16 protein-coding genes are annotated in these 18684 nt (G+C 66.1%); 8 read left to right on the plus strand and 8 right to left on the minus strand.

Annotated features, from left to right (window positions below; translation table 11 throughout):
• Positions 1-266: 266 nt before the first annotated feature.
• Complete coding sequence (locus QW887_RS12990) at positions 267-1610, plus strand: RtcB family protein (RefSeq protein ID WP_316194595.1); 1344 nt, start codon at positions 267-269, stop codon at positions 1608-1610.
• Between the two features lie 322 nt (positions 1611-1932).
• Positions 1933-3147 (plus strand): signal peptidase I, encoded by a 1215-nt coding sequence (lepB, locus tag QW887_RS12995; protein ID WP_315826254.1) that lies wholly within the window; start codon positions 1933-1935, stop codon positions 3145-3147.
• 177 nt (positions 3148-3324) lie between these two features.
• On the opposite strand, the gene groL is transcribed toward lepB, so the two are convergent.
• Positions 3325-4965 carry a chaperonin GroEL gene (gene groL, locus QW887_RS13000; RefSeq protein WP_315714737.1) on the minus strand — a complete coding sequence of 547 codons (1641 nt, stop codon included), beginning with the start codon at positions 4963-4965 and terminating at the stop codon, positions 3325-3327.
• Between the two features lie 87 nt (positions 4966-5052).
• Positions 5053-5367, minus strand: a complete 315-nt coding sequence (gene groES / locus QW887_RS13005; protein WP_315714736.1) for a co-chaperone GroES — start codon at positions 5365-5367, stop codon at positions 5053-5055.
• Positions 5368-5746: 379 nt separating this feature from the next.
• On the opposite strand from groES, the gene QW887_RS13010 reads away from it, so the two are divergent.
• The 3 genes from QW887_RS13010 to QW887_RS13020 all read left to right on the plus strand — a co-directional run bounded on the left by QW887_RS13010 (position 5747) and on the right by QW887_RS13020 (position 9083).
• Positions 5747-6031, plus strand: coding sequence for an usg protein (locus tag QW887_RS13010; RefSeq protein WP_315714735.1), 285 nt, complete (start codon positions 5747-5749; stop codon positions 6029-6031).
• A 203-nt stretch (positions 6032-6234) separates the two neighbouring features.
• Positions 6235-6840, plus strand: coding sequence for a cupin (locus tag QW887_RS13015; RefSeq protein ID WP_316194596.1), 606 nt, complete (start codon positions 6235-6237; stop codon positions 6838-6840).
• A gap of 221 nt (positions 6841-7061) precedes the next feature.
• Positions 7062-9083, plus strand: coding sequence for an acyltransferase family protein (locus QW887_RS13020; RefSeq protein WP_316194597.1), 2022 nt, complete (start codon positions 7062-7064; stop codon positions 9081-9083).
• Here QW887_RS13020 and QW887_RS13025 read toward each other — a convergent pair.
• Entirely contained in the window at positions 9021-10271 is a 1251-nt protein-coding gene (locus QW887_RS13025) for a NupC/NupG family nucleoside CNT transporter (RefSeq protein WP_316194598.1), read from the minus strand. The two genes, QW887_RS13020 and QW887_RS13025, sit on opposite strands and share 63 nt — an antisense overlap.
• A gap of 117 nt (positions 10272-10388) precedes the next feature.
• Between QW887_RS13025 and QW887_RS13030 the strand changes: the two genes are divergently transcribed.
• Entirely contained in the window at positions 10389-11615 is a 1227-nt protein-coding gene (locus tag QW887_RS13030) for an MFS transporter (RefSeq protein ID WP_315749409.1), read from the plus strand.
• 209 nt (positions 11616-11824) lie between these two features.
• On the opposite strand, the gene QW887_RS13035 is transcribed toward QW887_RS13030, so the two are convergent.
• The 5 genes from QW887_RS13035 to QW887_RS13055 form a co-directional block, all read right to left on the minus strand.
• Positions 11825-12580, minus strand: a complete 756-nt coding sequence (locus tag QW887_RS13035; RefSeq protein WP_316185305.1) for an SDR family oxidoreductase — start codon at positions 12578-12580, stop codon at positions 11825-11827.
• Positions 12581-12614: 34 nt separating this feature from the next.
• Complete coding sequence (locus QW887_RS13040; RefSeq protein WP_315714729.1) at positions 12615-13373, minus strand: peptidase; 759 nt, start codon at positions 13371-13373, stop codon at positions 12615-12617.
• Positions 13374-13607: 234 nt separating this feature from the next.
• A complete protein-coding gene (locus QW887_RS13045; protein ID WP_315826251.1) occupies positions 13608-14456 on the minus strand; it encodes a transglutaminase family protein in 849 nt (282 codons plus the stop codon).
• A gap of 171 nt (positions 14457-14627) precedes the next feature.
• Positions 14628-15572, minus strand: coding sequence for an alpha-E domain-containing protein (locus tag QW887_RS13050; protein WP_315714727.1), 945 nt, complete (start codon positions 15570-15572; stop codon positions 14628-14630).
• 89 nt (positions 15573-15661) lie between these two features.
• The gene (locus QW887_RS13055; RefSeq protein ID WP_315714726.1) at positions 15662-17080 is read right to left on the minus strand and encodes a circularly permuted type 2 ATP-grasp protein; all 1419 of its coding nucleotides are present in this window, start codon (positions 17078-17080) and stop codon (positions 15662-15664) included.
• A 228-nt stretch (positions 17081-17308) separates the two neighbouring features.
• Between QW887_RS13055 and QW887_RS13060 the strand changes: the two genes are divergently transcribed.
• Positions 17309-18046: a competence/damage-inducible protein A gene (locus tag QW887_RS13060; protein ID WP_316175562.1), complete on the plus strand. Its 738-nt coding sequence runs from the start codon at positions 17309-17311 to the stop codon at positions 18044-18046.
• 38 nt (positions 18047-18084) lie between these two features.
• Entirely contained in the window at positions 18085-18606 is a 522-nt protein-coding gene (gene gpt / locus QW887_RS13065; protein ID WP_315714724.1) for a xanthine phosphoribosyltransferase, read from the plus strand.
• Positions 18607-18684 lie beyond the last annotated feature (78 nt).

Here is an 18684-nt window from a genome sequence, read left to right on the forward strand (position 1 = left end):
GCAAATGGCTTTGCCATTTGCTTGCCGACGCGCCCCGGAATGACGCATCGAGAGATCACGCGCTCTTTCCTCCGCCATTCTGGGCCAGCACAGTGTCGGGGGCATAGATCATCGACGGATGCCATATGCTTGGCCCGCGATGAGCGCAGCATCTTGGTGTCACGAACTACGCACGCACAGCCACCACTCATCGCGCTACGAGCGGCGAATGAACGCAGCTGCCGCTGGATGTTACGAACTGACCTGATTGGAATGTGAGACGAGCGATGATCGACGGAAACACCCTGATCGCCTGGGGCTTCAGGCCCGGTCGCTGGTTCAAGGAGGGACTGGCGACGGCAAATGCGATGCGGGCCGATGGCGCCGATGATGACGCGATCTTCGCCGCGCTGCAGGAACTGCAGCCGGCGGAGACGCTGATGCGCACCAACGGCGTGCCGTTCGCGATGCTGATCGAGGCCGACAACGAGCTGGAGCGCGCCAATGTCGCGGCGGTGACCCAGCACATGGATGCGTTGATGCGGGTGCCGACCATCGTAGCCGGCGCCGTGATGCCGGACGCCTGTCCGTCGGGAACGGCGCTCGGCACCATCCCGGTCGGCGGCGTGGTCGCCTGTGAGGACGCGATCCATCCGGGCTTCCATTCCTCTGACATCTGCTGCTCAGTGGCGGTGACCGTGTTCAACCGCGGGGACGACCCGAAGCGCATCCTTGACGCCGTCCACGCCGTGACCCACTTCGGTCCCGGCGGACGCGACCGGCTGCATCAGCCGCCGGGCGAGGTGATGAAAGGCTTTGACGGCAACCCGTTCCTGAAGGGGCTCGAGCGCTTCGCGATCGGCCACTTCGCCACGCAGGGCGACGGCAACCACTTCGCCTATGTCGGCCATCTCAGGTCGACCGGGCAGGCGGCGCTGGTGACGCATCACGGCTCGCGCGGCTTCGGCGCACAGCTCTACAAGCGCGGCATGGCGGTGGCGAAGCGGCACACCGCGATCCATGCGCCGAAGGTCCCGGAGCACAGCGCCTGGATCAAGGCGTCGAGCGACGACGGCCGCGCCTATTGGGAGGCGTTGCAGGTCGCGCGGCTGTGGACCAGGGCCAATCACCACGCGATTCACGATCTCGCTGCGGCGAAGCTCGGCAACGCCGTCGCGGACCGGTTCTGGAACGAGCACAACTTCGTCTTCCAGAAGAGCGACGGCCTGTACTACCACGGCAAGGGCGCGACGCCGAACTGGTCCGGCTTCTCGGCTGACGATGACGGACGCACGATCGTGCCGCTCAACATGGCCGAGCCGGTGCTGATCCTGAAGCATCGCGACAACAAGGATGCGCTCGGCTTCGCGCCGCACGGCGCTGGCCGTAATCTCGGTCGGAAGGCGTTTTTGCGCGCGCATCGCCCGGAGATGCCCGAGGGCATCGATGCGCGGTTCTATTGCGGCAAGCCTGATTTGTCGGAGCTGCCGCAGGCCTACAAGAACGCGGCGTCGGTACGGGCGCAGATCGCACGCTACGGCCTCGGCGAGGTGACCGACGAGGTGATCCCTTACGGCTCGATCATGGCCGGTGACTGGGAAGCCGACGCGCCGTGGCGGAAGGGGCGGTGAAGGCCCCGAGGCTCCTATAAGGGGCAGCAAGTCGCCCGTATGAGCGTCAGCCATATGCGGCTTCACCGCGCAACTCCCGAGATCCAGGATGCCGCTCCGGCCTGCGCCTCAACGGGCGCAGGCCTTCCTCATCCGAGGCAGGCGATCAACGAGGTCGAGCTGTGTCCGATCGGGTCCATTGCGTTGTTCGCCGGGCGGACGATTGAGGGTGCGGGGAGGGATTCTGTTTGGGGGCTTGGCCTTTCGCTTGCGTCGCACGGCAATGGCACTGGTCGCGATCGCGAACTGCTGTTAGTCGGACGGCGTCGGCCAGGGAGTAGTCATGTCTGAGGAAACGTCGGCGCGCGCGCAGCGCTCGCCTCTATTGTCGATTTGGGGGGCGCCGCGCCAGACCGGCGAAGCCATCGCAGCGGTGACGCCAAGTTCTTGGTTGATCGTGCTGCTCGTGGCTCTGGGCGGCACAGCCGCGGCGATCAATTGGTTGGTCGGGCAGGGCGTCGGGGCGGAGATAACCGATTGGCGTGTCCTGACCGGCACGATCCTGCTCGGGGCATGTCTCGGCATCCTCAATCTTTACGTGTCGGCCTTCATCCTGAGCGCAGTGACGCGCTGGCTCGGCGGCCATGCCTCGGCCGCGAGCATGCGGGCGGTGCTCGCGTTCTCGATGCTGCCGAGCATTCTCGGTCTGGTCCTCGGTCTGGTGCTGGCGGGGCTGGCGCCGGCGGTGAACAGCGCCGTGCTGCAGGTGATCGGCGGTGCCTTCGGACTGTGGGGATTGATCATTGCGGTGCTGATGCTCGGGGGAACGGCGAAGCTGGGTGCCGGCAGATCGCTGCTCGCCTATGGCGTCGCGTCGCTGCTGGCTCCGGCTATGGTGGCGCTGGTCATCCGAACCTTCCTGTTTCAGCCGTTCACCGTCCCGTCGGGTTCGAACATGCCGACCCTGCTCGTCGGAGACTACGTGTTCGCGACGAAGTACGCCTATGGCTACAGCCGCTTCTCGCTGCCGTTCTCGCCGCCGCTGTTTGCCGGGCGCCTTCTCGCGCGCGGGCCGGAACGGGGCGACGTCGCGGTGTTTCGGCTGCCAAAGGACAACCGGACCGATTACGTCAAGCGCATCGTCGGGCTGCCCGGTGATCGCGTGCAGATGAAGGACGGGCAGCTCTATCTCAACGATACGCCGGTCGCGCGGGAGAAGGTGGCCGATTTCGTCGGCACCGGCGCGTGCGGCTCGGAAGAGGTGGCGCGGGTCAAGCGTTGGCGCGAGACCTTGCCGAACGGGGTGAGCTACGAGACGCTCGATTGCGTCGACCATGGCTTCTATGACAACACCAATGTCTACACGGTGCCGCCCGGGCACGTGTTCGCGATCGGCGACAACAGAGACAACTCGACCGACAGCCGGATGCTGTCGGCGGTCGGCTATATCCCGTTCGAGAACCTGATCGGCCGGATCGGGATGATCTTCTTCTCCCGCGACGGTGAGGGCGCCTCGGCGCGGGTTCGCTTCGAGCGGATCGGGGCCATGGTGAAGTAGTCCGCGTCCGGCCGCCCACTCGCGACATGCGTACTCTTCAGCACAGCTTGTGAGATGCGAGACGTGGCTTCCGCCTGCGCCCTGAGAGGGCGCAGGCCTTCGCTCATCTGGCTCCGTGGCAAACAAAAAGGGCGCGGCTTGCGCCGCGCCCTTGGTGTCTTCGCGAGGAGGCTGGACTTAGAAGTCCATGCCGCCCATGCCGCCGCCCGGAGGCATCGCGGGGCCGCCGGCGTTCTTCTTCGGCAGCTCGGCGACCATGGCTTCGGTCGTGATCAGCAGCGCGGCCACGGAGGCGGCGTTCTGGATCGCGGCGCGAACCACCTTGGTCGGGTCGATGATGCCCTTGGAGACCAGGTTGCCGTACTCGCCGGTCTGGCTGTCGAAGCCATAGGCGTACTGGTCCTTCTCCAGGATCTTGCCGACGATGACCGAGCCGTCCTCACCCGCGTTGATCGCGATCTGGCGGGCCGGGGCGGAGAGCGCCTTGCGGACGATCTCGATGCCGGTCTTCTGGTCGTCGTTCTTGGTGCGCAGGCCCTTGAGCTGCTCGGACGCCCGGAGCAGGGCGACGCCGCCGCCCGGCAGGATGCCTTCCTCGACAGCCGCGCGGGTCGCATGCATCGCGTCATCCACGCGATCCTTGCGCTCCTTGACCTCGACCTCGGTCGCGCCGCCGACGCGGATCACCGCGACGCCGCCCGCGAGCTTGGCCAGACGCTCCTGCAGCTTCTCACGGTCGTAGTCCGAGGTGGTCTCCTCGATCTGCGCCTTGATCTGCTGAACGCGCGCCTCGATGTCGGCCTTCTTGCCGGCGCCGTTGACGATCGTGGTGTTCTCCTTGTCGATCATCACCTTCTTGGCGCGGCCGAGCATGGAGAGGTTGACGTTCTCGAGCTTGATGCCGAGGTCTTCCGAGATCGCCTGGCCGCCGGTCAGGATCGCGATGTCCTGCAGCATGGCCTTGCGGCGATCGCCGAAGCCCGGAGCCTTGACGGCGGCGACCTTCAGGCCGCCACGCAGGCGGTTGACGACCAGGGTGGCCAGCGCCTCGCCCTCGACGTCCTCGGCGACGATCACCAGCGGCTTGCCGGTCTGCACCACGGCCTCGAGCAGCGGCAGCAGCTCGTTCAGCGAGGAGAGCTTCTTCTCGTTGATCAGGATGTAGGCGTCATCCATCTCGACGCGCATCTTGTCGGCGTTGGTGACGAAGTAGGGCGAGATGTAGCCGCGGTCGAACTGCATGCCCTCGACGACGTCGAGCTCGGTCTCGAGCGACTTGGCTTCCTCGACGGTGATGACACCCTCGTTGCCGACCTTCTTCATGGCGTCGGCGAGGAACTTGCCGATCTCGGCGTCGCCGTTGGCGGAGATGGTGCCGACCTGGGCGATCTCGTCGTTCGACGTGACCTTCTTGGAGTTCTTGACGAGGTCGGCAACGACCGCCTCGACCGCGAGGTCGATGCCGCGCTTCAGATCCATCGGGTTCATGCCGGCGGCAACCGCCTTGGCGCCTTCACGCACGATGGCCTGGGCCAGCACGGTCGCGGTGGTGGTGCCGTCGCCGGCCGCATCAGCGGACTTCGAGGCGACCTCGCGCACCATCTGCGCGCCCATGTTCTCGAACTTGTCGTCGAGCTCGATCTCCTTGGCGACGGTGACGCCGTCCTTGGTGATGCGCGGCGCGCCGAACGACTTGTCGAGGACGACGTTGCGGCCCTTCGGACCGAGCGTGACCTTGACGGCATTGGCGAGGATGTCCACGCCGCGCAGCATGCGGTCGCGAGCGTCGACGCCGAACTTTACGTCTTTTGCTGACATATTGGGTTTCCCTGAGTTGAATTGGTCGTCTCACCCTGGGCAGGGCGCCCGCAGGCGCTCCTCAGGGTGAGCGTTGAGCGGGTTGGCTTAGGCGGCCTTCTTCTTCGACGCGGTGTCGGTGAGCACGCCCATGATGTCGCTTTCCTTCATGATCAGCAGCTCGTGGCCGTCGATCTTGACCTCGGTGCCCGACCACTTGCCGAACAGCACGCGATCACCGACCTGGACGTCGAGCGGGACCAGCTTGCCGCTCTCGTCGCGGGCGCCCGGGCCCACCGCGATCACTTCGCCCTGCGAGGGCTTTTCCTTGGCCGAGTCGGGGATGATGATGCCGCCAGCGGTCTTCTCTTCGGCGTCGATGCGCTTGACCACGACGCGGTCGTGAAGCGGACGGAAAGCCATACAGTCCTCCTAAGCTATTGAGGCGATTGTCAGTTTCTGGAAATTTGGCAGTCGGCGCCGGCGAGTGCCAGCACGCAGGCTGGATTTAGGGGAGAGCATTCAGCCGGGCAAGGGCTTGTAGCAGAAAAATTAGCAGTCAACTGCGGGCTCTGCCAAAGCGTTCCGATAGCGTTAACGGGAGCGGAACGGACCGTGAAACCCCGTATTAGCACCTGGGCTAAGTGGCTGCTAATGCAGCATTTTTCAACATGTCGTTAAACATTTAAGCTTGAGATGGGTTGAGGACATGCGTCACATTTCTAGGCAGTGAGCGCATCTTTGCCGGGTGGCTCCATCCCGGATGGCCACACGGACATGCGCTCCAGAAACGGAGGTTGGCATGGTGTCGAAGGTTGAGGTTTCCGAGGACTTTCGGAAACAGGTGCTGGGTTACGGGCTGACGACGGCGCAGATCCTGTATCGGATGCCGGACCATCGCTCGCTGCTGCAGACCTATGTCTGGCAGAACTACGACCTGTTTCCGAAATTCCCGGCGCTGCAGGACTTCCTGGCGTTCTGGCAGGAGAAGATCGAGGGTCCGCTGTATTCGGTCACGGTGGCGCATTCCAAGCTGATCAAGCCGGCCGAGCTGCGCGCCGTCGACGGCGTCTTCCGGCTGCATTGAGGCTGACAGCCACCGCTGCCGCCTCATGAGATTCCGGGGCGCGCGAAGCGCGAGCCCGGAATCCATCGGGCGGCAGAACGCGCGGAGGAATGGATTCCGGGCTCGTGCTTCGCACGCCCCGGAATGACGACCTTTGTTGGAGCGGCTGCTGGGACTCTCCAATATGTGCTACCCTCGCGACGAGGATACGCAGGGAGAGCACCATGGCCACCAAGAGCCGGACGACCAAGCCCGCATCACGCGCCGCCGCCAAGTCAGCGGCGCTGAAGACCGGCAAGAGCAGCAAGGCGACGGCGAAGGCCGTTACGAGAACTAGCGCCAAGCCGCTGGCGAAGACGCCCGCCAAGCCGGGCCGGGCGGCTGCGCCCTCGGCGCGCAAGGCGCTGGCGAGCAAGGGGCGACCAGCGCCGGCGCCGCGCCGCCGCAAACAGAAGGTCGCGATCAGCCATCACCGCGAGGAGGACTTCAAGGCCGACGGCCTGCGCGCCTATGCTGTTTACCGCGACCTCGGCATCGCCGACGCGACGCGCGGTTTGGCGCGTGCGCATGTCATCCGCATGCTGCCGCCGTGCAATCCGCAGGAAGTCTCCAAGCTGCACACCCATGCGGTCGACTTCCAGATGGTCTATGTGCTCAAGGGCTGGGTGAAGAGCTACCTCGAAGGCGTCGGCGAGACGCTGATGCAGGAGGGCAGTTGCTGGACCCAGCCGCCGAAGATCCGGCACATGATCCTCGACTATTCCGACGACGTCGAGCTGCTGGAAGTGATCCTGCCGGCCGACTTCAAAACCGTCGAACTGTCGACGTAAAGCCGACAGAAATGGATGGAAACATTCGCGTGCGATGGACGGCGGTCCCATCGCGCGTGTGTGTTGACATCCGGTCTCGCGTCACTGGGACGGATGGGCCGGCGACGAATCCGTAAGAGGTGTTCGCCGCGGGCTTGCGTAAAGGCGTACCCGTCCCGTTGCCGCGCTTCGTCGTCCAGTTCGCTCCCACGATCCCGCGCGCGCCTCGCACGCGCGCATCGATGCAGCCCCGCTTCGCCAGCGCGGGCGCCGGCTCGGCTTCGGGTGTAGGACATCGCGAGGACATCGACTGGCTGCGCGCCATCGCGGTGCTCTCCGTCGTCGCATTCCATTTCGAGGCGCCGGCGATCTTCGGCGGCTTCGTCGGCGTCGACATCTTCTTCGTCATCTCCGGCTACCTGATCACCGGCATCATCGCCGCGGAGATCGGGGCGGGCCGCTTCTCGTTCGTGCAATTCTACGAGCGGAGGGTGCGGCGGCTGCTGCCGGCGCTCTACGCCATGGTGGCGTTCGCGGCGCTCCCGGCGTCGCAGGACATGCTGGGCTCCGAGCGCGCCGAATTCTTCCGTTCCGCGGCCGCCGTCGTCACCTTCACTTCGAACGTCTTCTTCTGGCAGCAGTCGGGCTATTTCGACCACGCCGCGGTGGAGAAGCCGCTGCTGCACGCCTGGTCGCTCGCGGTCGAGGAGCAGTTCTATCTGGTGCTGCCGATCGTGGTCTGGGCCGTGTTGCTGATAGCGCGCGGCCGCAGGCTGGCGCTGACTTTCACGCTGGCGCTGCTGGCTGCCGGCTCGTTCGCGCTCGGTTTGCTGCTGATGCGCGAGGGCGCGTCCGCGAGCGCATTCTTCCTCAGCCCGCCGCGCGCCTGGGAATTCCTGCTCGGCAGCCTGGTCGCGATATCCGGCCTTCCCGCACCGCGGCCTGGTGTCGCCCGGCGCGGCGCCCGCGCGCTGTCGCTGCTGCTGATGGCGGTGCCGATTCTGGCGCTGCGCCCCGGACCGGGTTTCCCCGGCGTCGACGCGCTGGCGCCATGCCTCGGTGCCGCGCTGTTCCTGTGGAGCGGCGCCGGCGTGGCCAACGTGCCGCGTAGCCCGCTATCGCCGCTCGGCGTGGCGGCGTTCTTCGGCCGCATTTCCTATTCGTTGTATCTGTGGCACTGGCCGTTGTTCGCCTTCGCGCGCTTCGCCAAACCCGGCCTCGCACTCGACGGCTGGGAGCGGGTGGCGTTGTTCGCGCTCACGGTCGCAGTCGCCACGCTGTCCTGGCGCTTCATCGAGCAGCCGTTCCGCCATCGCAAACTCGCAGTGACCCCGCGCGCGGCCTTCGGTCTTGCGGCGCTGGCAAGCCTGCTGCTGCTGGCCGGCAGCGGCGTGGGTCTGTTGCGCGCCGGCGCCGTGTCGGACGCCGACCGCGCGGCGCAGCGGCTGGACGCCTACAACGCCTACGACATGAAGCCGGTCTATCGCTACGGCACCTGCTTCACGACGCCGGACGGGCGCGTGCCCGAGGATTGTCTCCGTCCAGTGCCTGGCAAGACCAACTTGCTGCTGTGGGGCGACAGCTTTGCCGCGCACTACTATCACGGCCTCAAGGCCGAGCTCGATCCGGACACCGTCAACATCATGCAGGCGAGCCAGCCCACCTGCATGCCGACCTTCAGCGCGGAGACGCAGGGCGTGGCCGCCTGCCGCGCGCTGGCGGCCCAGATGCGCGACTACTTCGCGGCACACCGGCCCGACCTGGTGGTGATGTCAGCCGATTGGCTCGAAGATGCCCGGTCGCCGCGCTTTGCCGGAATGGTGCGCGACCTCAGGTCGGCCCTGTCTCGGCTCAGTGACGCCGGCATTCCAGTGGTGCTGCTCGGCCCCTCCGTGCAATTTCGCGCGCGACTGCCGTCGATGCTGGCGCGCGCCACCTTGCGCGGCGCGACTCCGGATCCCGTGGCTTTCGTCCGCTCGGACATCTTCGCGCTGGATGCGGCCATGCAGGCGGCGCTGCCGAGCGACGAGGGCTTTTCCTACGTCTCGATCCTGTCGGCGGTCTGCGAGAGCGGCCGCTGTCCGCTCACGGTCGGCGACGTCCCGCTGTCCTTCGACCACGCGCATCTCACGGCGGCGGGCTCGCAGCTCGTGATGGCCCGGATCGCGCCGCTGCTTCTCCCGAAGACGACCGAGCTCAGCTCACGTCAGCACGCCGACGATCGCGCCCATCAGGCAGGTGGTGAGGGTGCCGGAGACGATTGATTTCAGCCCGAGCGCGTTGATCTCGTCGCGCCGGGTCGGCGCCATGGTGCCGAGGCCGCCGATCATGATGCCGAGGCTGGCGAAGTTGGCGAAGCCGCACATCGCGTACAGCATGATCAGCCGCGCGCGCGGATCGAGCGCGCCTGCGTCGAGCTTGGCCAGCTCGACATAGGCGATCAGCTCGTTCAGCACCGTCTTGGTGCCCATCAGGCTGCCGGCGGTGACGGCCTCCGACCACGGCAGGCCCATCAGCCAGCACACCGGCGCCATCACGAGGCCGAGCAGCCGCTGCAGCGAGATGTCGGCGCCGCCGATGGCGGGCAAGAGCGACAGGATCGCGTTGGCGAGATGCACCAGCGCGACCAGCACCAGCAGCAGCGCCACGATGTTCATCAAGAGTTCGAGCCCGGCGCTGGTGCCCTTGACGATCGCGTCCATGGTCGAGGTGGCCTCGGTCCCGGGATCGCCGAGCGCGCCGCCTGTGAGCTGCTTCGACGTCTCCGGCACCATGATCAGGCTGACCAGGATCGAGGCCGGCGCGCCGAGCACCGAGGCGATGACGAAATGCGCGGCGGCATCCGGGATCAGTGGCGCCAGCAGCGTGGCGTAGAGCACCAGCACGGTGCCGGCGATGCCGGCCATGCCGCCGGTCATGACGAGAAACAATTCACTGCGCGTCATCTGCGCCAGATACGGCCGGATGAACAGCGGCGCTTCGACCATGCCGAGGAAGACATTCGCGGCGGTCGACAGGCCGACCGCGCCGCCGACGCCGAGGGTGCGCTCCAGCAGCCAGGCCATGCCGCGCACCAAGGGCGGCAGCACGCGCCAGTAGAACAACAGCGTCGTGAGCACGCTCATGACCAGCACGATCGGCAGCGCCTGGAAGGCGAGCACGAAATCGGCACCGGGCGCCTTCAGCTCGAAGGGCAGGTCGCCGCCGCCGACATAGCCGAAGACGAAGGAGGTGCCGGCCCGGGAGGCCGACGAGATGGCGCCCACGACGTCGTTGATGGCGCCGAACGCGCGGGCGACCGCAGGCACCTTGAGCAGGACGATGGCCGTCACGAGCGTCACCACCAGCCCGAGCCCGGCCTGTTTCAACGACACCGCGCGCCGGTTTTCACTGAGCGCCCATGCGATCGCGAGCAGTGCGATTATCCCGAACGCCGATTGCAGCTGAAGCATCAGATCCCCCGAACCCCGTTTCATTATGGGCGCAGGGAACTGCCGCGTGCAATGCCGCACGGCCATGCGGGGCCCGCGATTGACAAGCAGTGAGGGCTGCGTCACGCAGTCGCCATCATGTCGTCCACCGTCCCGATCGGCGCGCGCGATCTCTTGAAGCAAAGCGCGTTCCTGTTCTTCCTGTCGTCCCGCAGCTTGTCGCGCTTTGCGAGCCAGATCGCGGCGGTGGCGATCGGCTGGCAGATCTACGATCTGACCGGGCGCGCCTTCGATCTCGGCATGGTCGGGCTGATCCAGTTCCTGCCAACGGCACTGCTGGTGTTCGTCGCCGGCAGCGCCGCCGACCGATTCCAGCGCAAGCGCGTCGTGCAGCTCTGTCAGCTCGTCGAGGCGCTGACGGCGCTCTATCTGTGCTGGGGCGCTTACGCCGGTCAGCTCGGCGAATTCCAGCTGTTCGCGGCCGTCTTCGTGCTCGGCATTGCCGGCGCCTTCGAAAGCCCGGCCACGGCGGCGCTGCTGCCGCTGATCGCGCCGTCCGGCACCTTGCAGCGGGCCAGCGCGCTGTCCAGCGGTGCAGCGCAGCTCGCGACCATCGCGGGGCCTGCGATCGGCGGCTTCGCCTATGCGGTCGCGCCCGGTGTGCCCTACGGCATCATGATGCTGTTCTGGATCGGAGGCATGGCCCTGACCGGCCTGATGCAGGTGCCTGATGACGTGCCGGCCGAGCGGCTCGAGGGCAGCAAGGACGATCTGTTCGCCGGCGTCCGCTTCATCCGCGCCAATCCGGCGATCCTCGGCACCATCTCGCTCGATCTGTTCGCGGTGCTGCTCGGCGGCGTCACTGCGCTGCTGCCGATCTACGCGCGCGATATTCTCGACACCGGGCCGTTCGGGCTCGGCGTGCTGCGCGCCGCGCCCGCGGTCGGCGCGCTGGCGATGACGGCGGTGCTGGCGCGCTACACCATTCGGCGGCGCGTCGGCCTGCGCATGTTCCAGGCGGTCATCGTGTTCGGTGCGGCGACGGTCGTGTTCGCCGTCTCGCATGTGATGTGGATCTCGGTCGCTGCGCTCGCCGTTCTCGGCGCCGCCGACACCGTCAGCGTCGTGATCCGCTTTTCTCTCGTTCAGCTCGCCACGCCCAACGAGATGCGCGGTCGCGTCGGCGCGGTGAACTTCCTGTTCATCAACGCCTCCAACCAGCTCGGCCAGTTCGAGAGCGGCGTCACCGCCGCGCTGTTAGGGGCCATGCCCGCCGCCATCCTCGGCGGCGTCGGCACCATCGCGATCGCGCTGGCGTGGATGAAGCTGTTTCCCGAGCTGCGGAAGGTGGAGCGGTTGGAGTAGGGCGAGCCGGCCGCGCTCTCTCCGTCATTCCGGGGCATCGCGCAGCGATGAGCCCGGAATCCATCACCATGAGACGTCGTGTGACGAAGATAAATGCCACATCCATCTCGCGCCACACCACCGCGTGTGGCTATGGATTCCGGGCTCGCACTTCGCGCGCCCCGGAATGACGAGTGGAGAGAGCAGGGAGCGCGATCTGAAAGAAGTGATCACCCCCGTCCCACGAACGGCATCTTCGTCGCCATCACCGTGATGAACAGGACGTTGGCGTCGAGCGGCAGGCCGGCCATGTAGGCGACGGCGTCGCCGACGGCCTTCACGTCCATGCGCGGCTCCGGCATCATGCGGCCGTCGGGCTGCAGCACGCCGCCGACCATGCGCTCGGTCATCGGCGTCTCGGCGTTGCCGATGTCGATCTGGCCGACCGCGATGTCATAGGCGCGGCCGTCGAGGTTCGACGCTTTCGTCAGACCCGTGATCGCGTGCTTCGTCGAGGTGTAGGGCGAGGAGAACGGCCGCGGCGCGTGCGCCGAGATCGAGCCGTTGTTGATGATGCGGCCGCCGCGCGGCGATTGATCCTTCATGATGCGGAAGGCGTGCTGCGTGCACAGGAACGGCGCAGTGAGGTTGGTCGCCACCACCGACTGCCATTGCTGCAGGGTGAGGTCCTCGAATGGCACCGGTGGCGCGCCCATGCCGGCATTGTTGAACAGCACGTCGAGCCGGCCGTAGGTCGACTTCACGGTGTCGAACAGCGTCGCGATCGAGGCGGGGTCCATCATATCGGCGGAGACGGGGAGGCTCATGCCGGCTGGGCCGAGCTTGGCGGTCTCCTCCAGCATCTCCTTGCGGCGGCCGGCCAGCACCACGGTGAAGCCGGAGTTCATCAACGCGAGCGATGCGGCGCGGCCGACCCCCGTGCCTGCGCCTGTCACCAGCGCGATCTTCTTTGCCGCTTCAGCCATGTTTCCTCACCTTCAGTTCAAGTGTTTTGCAGTTTCAGTGTTTTGACTCGCTCTGAGTCTTATAGGGCGGCCTTGGAATGTTGTTATGCGCAGCGCGCAGGGCCGCCGACCAGCGCGAGCGGAGATCGTGGAAATAGGGCTCGCCGGCCTCGATGCGATGATTGAGGTCTGCCTCGCAGGCCTCCGCGCGCACGACCAGGACGTCGATCGGCAGGCCGACGCCGAGATTGGAGCGCATCGTCGAGTCCATCGAGATCAGGCCCGTCTTCAGCGCCTCGTAGAGCTCGACGTCGTAATGCATGGCGCGGTCGAGCACCGGCTTGCCGTATTTGTGCTCGCCGATCTGCAGATAGGGCGTGTCGGTGGTGCATTCGATGAAGTTGCCGGCGGTGTAGACCATGAACAGCCGCATCCGCGAGCCCTTGATCTGGCCGCCGAACAGGAAGGAGACGTCGAACGAGATGTCTTCGGCCTTCAGCGCCGGGCCTTCGGTGGCGTGCACCATGCGGATCGCCTTGCCGATGCGCTGTGCGGCCTGAAACATCGTCGGCGCGTTCATCAGGGTCTCGACCTCGCCGGTGTCGGGGTCTTCCATCCCTTCGGTCAAGGTCGACAGCACGGATTGGCTAATGGCGAGATTGCCGGCGCTGGCGACCGCCACGATGCGCTCGCCCGGATTGGAGAAGATGTGCAGCTTGCGGAAGGTCGAGACGTTGTCGAGACCGGCATTGGTTCGGGTGTCCGCGATCATGACGAGGCCGTCACGCACCAGAATTCCGCAGCAATAAGTCATCTCAGTCCCCTCGAGCCTTTGCGCGAATTACTAGCGAAAATCGGCCTCCCGTCCACCCCCGCCAATGTCGAAGCCGGGATGAGTGGTCGCTCCACAAAAGGTCGTCATTCCGGGGCGGAGCGAAGCGACGAGCCCGGAATCCATCCCTCCGTGCATTCTGCCACCCGATGGATTCCGGGCTCGCGCTTCGCGCGCCCCGGAACGACACCATGGGTGGAGCGCGCGTTCCAGAATTCAGGACTGCCGCTGCGACTGGGATTGCGACGGACCGCCGCGGCCGACCTGCTCGACCTTCACTTTCACGGTGAGCGTCTCGGTGCCGCCGCCATAGCGTGTGCCGCGCACCGGCGCCGCACCGAGATAATCGAGCCCGATCGCGACCCGGACATGAGCGTCGGTGGTGCAGATGCAGTTGGCGGCATCGAAACCGACCCAGCCGAGATCCGGTACATAGGCTTCCGCCCAGGCATGGCCGGCCTCCTGGTGCACTGCACCATCGGAACGCAGGAAGTGGCCGGATACGAAACGCGCGGGAATGCCGGCGGCGCGCGCGCAGGCGATGAAGATATGCGCATAGTCCTGGCAGACGCCGCGCTTCAGCACGAAGGCTTCCGCTGCCGAGGTGCCGCTGTGGGTCGGATCCTCGTCGAAGGTCATGTGCTCGTAGACCTGCATCATCAGCGTGTGCAGGAGGCCGAGTACGTCGCTCTCCGACTCCGCGCGCAGATCGCGCACGACGGCGGCCATGGCCGCATTTGCGGCCGTGAGCGGCGTCTGCCGGAGGAAGAAGCTGGGCGGGAAGCGTTCGTCCGCTCCCTTCAGCACGCCGCCGGTGTCGTGGGTCTCGACCAGTCCTTCGGCGGTGATCGTGAGGTCCTCGAGCGCGCCATGCGTGATCACGTGGGTGATGTTGCCGAATGCGTCCTCGTGCATGTCGAGGCGGGAATCGGTCGACACGTCGATCTGCCACTCCGCCACATATTGGCCGTCATTGCTGCCGGGCGTCATGCGGATGATCTGGATCGCGCCGGTCGCCGCCGGCTCGTAGCGGTAGGTGGTGGAATGGGAGATACGCAGGCGCATGGCGGTCGACCAGTCTTCGTCAGATGTACTGTCCGCGGTAGCTCGTTTCACCTCTCCCTGAAAGGGGGAAGGAGGATCCCTCGGGCGGAGGGTAGGGGCCGGGTGCCGGACGTGGTCTCGCAGTCACAGTCCGACGGCCGCCCATCGCCGTATTCGCCGCGCTCCAGGCGCTCAGATCAGATACTGCTTGGTGATGATCTCTCCGAGCCGTGAATTGTCGGCGATGAACTCCTGGATGAACTCGTGCACGCCGCGCTGGAAAATGTCGTCCATGTTGGAGTGGTCGAGCCGGTTGCGGACGCCGCGGGCATGGCGCTGCGCGGCCCCCTGGCGGCCATAGGCGACGCCGATCTGGTCGAGATTGCGGACGAGGTTGCCGTAGCAGCTTGCCAGCGAGCGCGGCAGCGTGTCGTTGAGGATCAGCAGGTCCGCGATCAGCCAGGGCTTCAGCGTCTCGCGATAGACCCAGTGATAGGCCGTCAGCGCCGAGACCGAACGCAGGATCGAGGTCCACTGGTAGTAGTCGAGCGGACCGCCGACGTGCTCCTCCTCGGGTAGCAGCACGTGATATTTGACGTCGAGAATGCGGGCGGTGTTGTCGGCGCGCTCCAGATGCAGCCCGAGCCGCGAGAACCAGTAGGCGTCGTTGCGCAGCATGGTCCGGTAGGCCGAGCCGTCGAAGCGCAGCGAGGTCTCCTGCACGAAGCGCAGGAAGCGCGCCAGCTCCTCGCGCGTCTTGGTGCCCTTGCTCCAGACCTCCTGGAGCTCGATCCAGGAGCCGTTGAGGGTGTCCCACATCTCCGATGTGAGCGCTGTCCGCACCGAGCGGGCGTTGAGGCGGGCGGCCTCGATGCAGTTCTTGATCGAGGATGGGTTCGACTGGTTGAACGAGAGATATTCGACGACGTTCTGCTCGTTGGCCTCGGAGTAATGCTCGTAGAAGCTGACATTGACGCCGGCGGTCATCAGCGCCGATTCCCACTCATTGGTCTTGCCGATATAGGCCGCGGGAAGCGCCGTGACGCGCAGGGTGGCGTCGATGGTGCGGGCGAGGTACTCGGCGCGCTCGACGTAGCGGGCCAGCCAGTACAGGTTTTCGGCGGTGCGCGACAGCATGGGCAATCTATGAGGTGCGATGTGAACCCGCCCCTGCGACGGGGAAGGCATGCACGGGAACGAAGCGCGTGAAGCGAGGGCGGCGAGGCTTACTCATCCAGCACCCATGTGTCCTTGGTGCCGCCGCCCTGGCTGGAATTCACCACCAGCGAGCCTTCCTTCAGCGCCACGCGGGTGAGGCCGCCGGGTACGATGGTGGTGCGGTCGCGTCCCGTCAGCACGAACGGGCGCAAATCGACATGGCGCGGCGCCAGGCCAGACGCGACGCAGGTGGGGCAGGTCGAGAGCGCCAGCGTCGGCTGCGCGATGAAGCCCTCCGGCTCGCGCTTCAGCTTGTCGCGGAACGCCTCGATGGTCGCCTTGGTCGCGGCCGGGCCGATCAGCATGCCGTAGCCGCCCGAGCCGTGCACCTCCTTGACGACGAGCTCGCCGAGATGGTCGAGCACGTAGGACAGATCCTGCGGCTCGCGGCAGCGCCAGGTCTGCACGTTCTTCAGGATCGGCTCCTCGCCGAGATAGAACTTCACGACATCGGGCATGTAGGAGTAGATCGCCTTGTCGTCGGCGATGCCGGTGCCGACCGCGTTGGCGAGCGTCACGTTGCCGGCGACATAGGCCGACATCAGGCCGGGCACGCCGAGCGCCGAGTCCGGGCGGAAGGTGAGGGGGTCGAGGAAGTCGTCGTCGACGCGGCGGTAGATCACGTCGACCCGCTTCAGCCCCTCGGTGGTGCGCATGAACACCTCGTCGTTCTTGACGATGAGGTCGCGGCCCTCGACCAGCTCGATGCCGAGCTTGTCGGCCAGGAACGAGTGCTCGTAATAGGCGGAGTTGTAGATGCCCGGTGTCATCAGCGCCACCGTCGGCTCGGCCGAGGCGCTGAGCGGCGCCACCGAGCGCAACGCCGACAGCAATTCGTCCGGATAGCGCTCGACCGGTGCGACGCGGTGGCGCGCGAACAGGTCCGGAAACAGCCGCATCATGATCTCGCGGTTTTCCAGCATGTAGGACACGCCCGACGGCGTGCGCGCGTTGTCCTCGAGCACGATGAAGTCGTTGGCGTCGACACGGACGATGTCGATGCCGGCGATATGGACGTAGACGTCGTGCGGCACGTCCTGGCCGTTCATCTCCGGGCGGAACACCGGGTTCTGGAAGATCAAGTCATCCGGGATGACGTTGGCGCGGAGGATGTCCCGGCCATGATAGATGTCGCGCAGGAACATGTTCAGCGCCTTGACGCGCTGCTTCAGTCCCTTCTCCAGCAGGGTCCATTCCTTGCCCGAGAGGATGCGCGGGATGACGTCGAACGGGATCAGCCGCTCCTGCGCCTCCGCCTCGCCGTAGACCGCGAAGGTGATGCCGATTCGCCGGAACAGCAGCTCCGCCTCGTGGCGGCGATACTCCAGCGCCTCCGGCGGCGTTTCCTTCAGCCACCGCGACAGCTCCTGATAAGCCTGACGGACCTCGCCGCCCGGCCCGTTCATTTCGTCGAACGCAACTGCCATAGATGCCCGTGTGTCCCAGCCTCGCCATACACTGCATGACTCCTCGGGATGGTAGCAAGGGGCGGGCCAGCGCGATATGCATTCTCCTGCGGCATTTCGTGGGGGGTGCGAAGGCCGTGCCCGAAAAACCGGCTGCGTGGTGCTCAAATCCGCGGCATAGACTGCGACGTTCCGGATGACATTGGCGCCGTGGCGGGCCAAAAGAGACGACAGATGCGAGGAGAAACCATGAGCGAGATCGTCACCGCGGGGTTGCTGGTCATCGGCGACGAGATCCTGTCCGGCCGCACCAAGGACAAGAACATCGGCTTCATCGCCGAATACCTGACCAATCTGGGCATCGACCTCAAGGAGGTCCGGGTGGTCTCGGACGACGAGCCGGACATCATCGCGGCGCTCGATGCGCTGCGGCACCGCTACACCTATGTGTTCACGACCGGCGGCATCGGTCCGACCCATGACGACATCACCGCGGATGCGATCGCCAAGGCGTTCGGCGTCGGCATCGACCACCATCCCGAGGTGGTGGCGCGCTTCCGCGAGCGCTGGAGCGAGCAGGAGCTCAACGAGGCGCGGCTGCGCATGGCGCGCATCCCCGACGGCGCCGAGCTGATCCAGAGCGCCACCATCCTGGCGCCCGGCTTCAAGCTCGGCAACGTCATCGTCATGGCCGGCGTGCCGTCGATCATGCAGGCGATGATGGACATCGTTGCGCCGAAGCTGAAATCGGGCGTGCGCATGCTGTCGGAGACCGTGCGCGCCAATGCCCGCGAGGGCGACATCGGCGGCCCCCTGCGCGAGATCGCCAAGGCGCATCCGGACACCATCATCGGCAGCTATCCCTTCATCGACGAGGACCAGAAGCCGAACACGCATCTCGTCGTGCGCTCGCGCGACCAGGACAAGCTGTCGGCCGCGATGGCGGCCGTGAAGGAGATGCTCGCCGGGCTCGACGTGACGCGCTAAAGCAGGTGCAGCTGTCGAGAACTCACGGACGAGATGAGATGCCAGACAAGACTTTGAGTGCAGAGGAGCGCGCGGGCCGGGCCTTCCCGGTGTCCTGGGACCAGTTTCATCGCGATTGCCGGGCGCTGACCTGGCGGCTGAACGAGATCGGGCCGTTTCATGCCGTCGTGGCCATCACCCGCGGCGGACTGGTGCCGGCGGCGATCGTGGCGCGCGAGCTTGGCGTGCGCGTCATCGATACGATCTGCATCGCGAGCTATGACCACACCAAGCAGGGCGAGCTGCAGGTCCTGAAGGGCATCTCGGCCGACACGGCGCAACTCGGCGGCGGCACCGGCAAGGGGCTCCTGATCGTCGATGATCTCGTCGACACCGGCAAGACCGGACGCATGGTCCGCGAGATCCTCCCCGACGCCCATTTCGCCACCGTCTATGCCAAGCCGAAGGGCCGACCGCTGGTCGACACCTTCATCACCGAGGTGTCGCAGGACACCTGGATCTTCTTCCCCTGGGACACCGCGCTGTCGTTCGCGCCGCCACTGCGCGACGGGGCGGCGTAAGCCCGGAGAGTGGCGAATAGGGAGTAGCGAATAGGGAATTCGGGTGGGCGAGGCGTTCGCTATTCGCTACTCCCCATT

The sequence above is a fragment of the Bradyrhizobium sp. SZCCHNRI3052 genome (assembly GCF_032484895.1).
Lineage (GTDB): Bacteria > Pseudomonadota > Alphaproteobacteria > Rhizobiales > Xanthobacteraceae > Bradyrhizobium.

Excerpts from the sequence above, each read along its gene's own strand:
- gpt (WP_315714724.1), top strand. The coding sequence starts at position 18,085 with ATGCCAGACAAGACTTTGAGTGCAGAGGAGCGCGCGGGCCGGGCCTTC.
- QW887_RS13035 (WP_316185305.1), bottom strand. The coding sequence starts at position 12,580 with ATGGCTGAAGCGGCAAAGAAGATCGCGCTGGTGACAGGCGCAGGCACG.
- QW887_RS13020 (WP_316194597.1), top strand. The coding sequence starts at position 7,062 with ATGCAGCCCCGCTTCGCCAGCGCGGGCGCCGGCTCGGCTTCGGGTGTA.
- QW887_RS13060 (WP_316175562.1), top strand. The coding sequence starts at position 17,309 with ATGAGCGAGATCGTCACCGCGGGGTTGCTGGTCATCGGCGACGAGATC.
- QW887_RS13030 (WP_315749409.1), top strand. The coding sequence starts at position 10,389 with ATGTCGTCCACCGTCCCGATCGGCGCGCGCGATCTCTTGAAGCAAAGC.
- QW887_RS12990 (WP_316194595.1), top strand. The coding sequence starts at position 267 with ATGATCGACGGAAACACCCTGATCGCCTGGGGCTTCAGGCCCGGTCGC.
- lepB (WP_315826254.1), top strand. The coding sequence starts at position 1,933 with ATGTCTGAGGAAACGTCGGCGCGCGCGCAGCGCTCGCCTCTATTGTCG.
- QW887_RS13040 (WP_315714729.1), bottom strand. The coding sequence starts at position 13,373 with ATGACTTATTGCTGCGGAATTCTGGTGCGTGACGGCCTCGTCATGATC.
- QW887_RS13025 (WP_316194598.1), bottom strand. The coding sequence starts at position 10,271 with ATGCTTCAGCTGCAATCGGCGTTCGGGATAATCGCACTGCTCGCGATC.
- groL (WP_315714737.1), bottom strand. The coding sequence starts at position 4,965 with ATGTCAGCAAAAGACGTAAAGTTCGGCGTCGACGCTCGCGACCGCATG.
- QW887_RS13055 (WP_315714726.1), bottom strand. The coding sequence starts at position 17,080 with ATGGCAGTTGCGTTCGACGAAATGAACGGGCCGGGCGGCGAGGTCCGT.
- QW887_RS13015 (WP_316194596.1), top strand. The coding sequence starts at position 6,235 with ATGGCCACCAAGAGCCGGACGACCAAGCCCGCATCACGCGCCGCCGCC.
- QW887_RS13050 (WP_315714727.1), bottom strand. The coding sequence starts at position 15,572 with ATGCTGTCGCGCACCGCCGAAAACCTGTACTGGCTGGCCCGCTACGTC.
- groES (WP_315714736.1), bottom strand. The coding sequence starts at position 5,367 with ATGGCTTTCCGTCCGCTTCACGACCGCGTCGTGGTCAAGCGCATCGAC.
- QW887_RS13010 (WP_315714735.1), top strand. The coding sequence starts at position 5,747 with ATGGTGTCGAAGGTTGAGGTTTCCGAGGACTTTCGGAAACAGGTGCTG.
- QW887_RS13045 (WP_315826251.1), bottom strand. The coding sequence starts at position 14,456 with ATGCGCCTGCGTATCTCCCATTCCACCACCTACCGCTACGAGCCGGCG.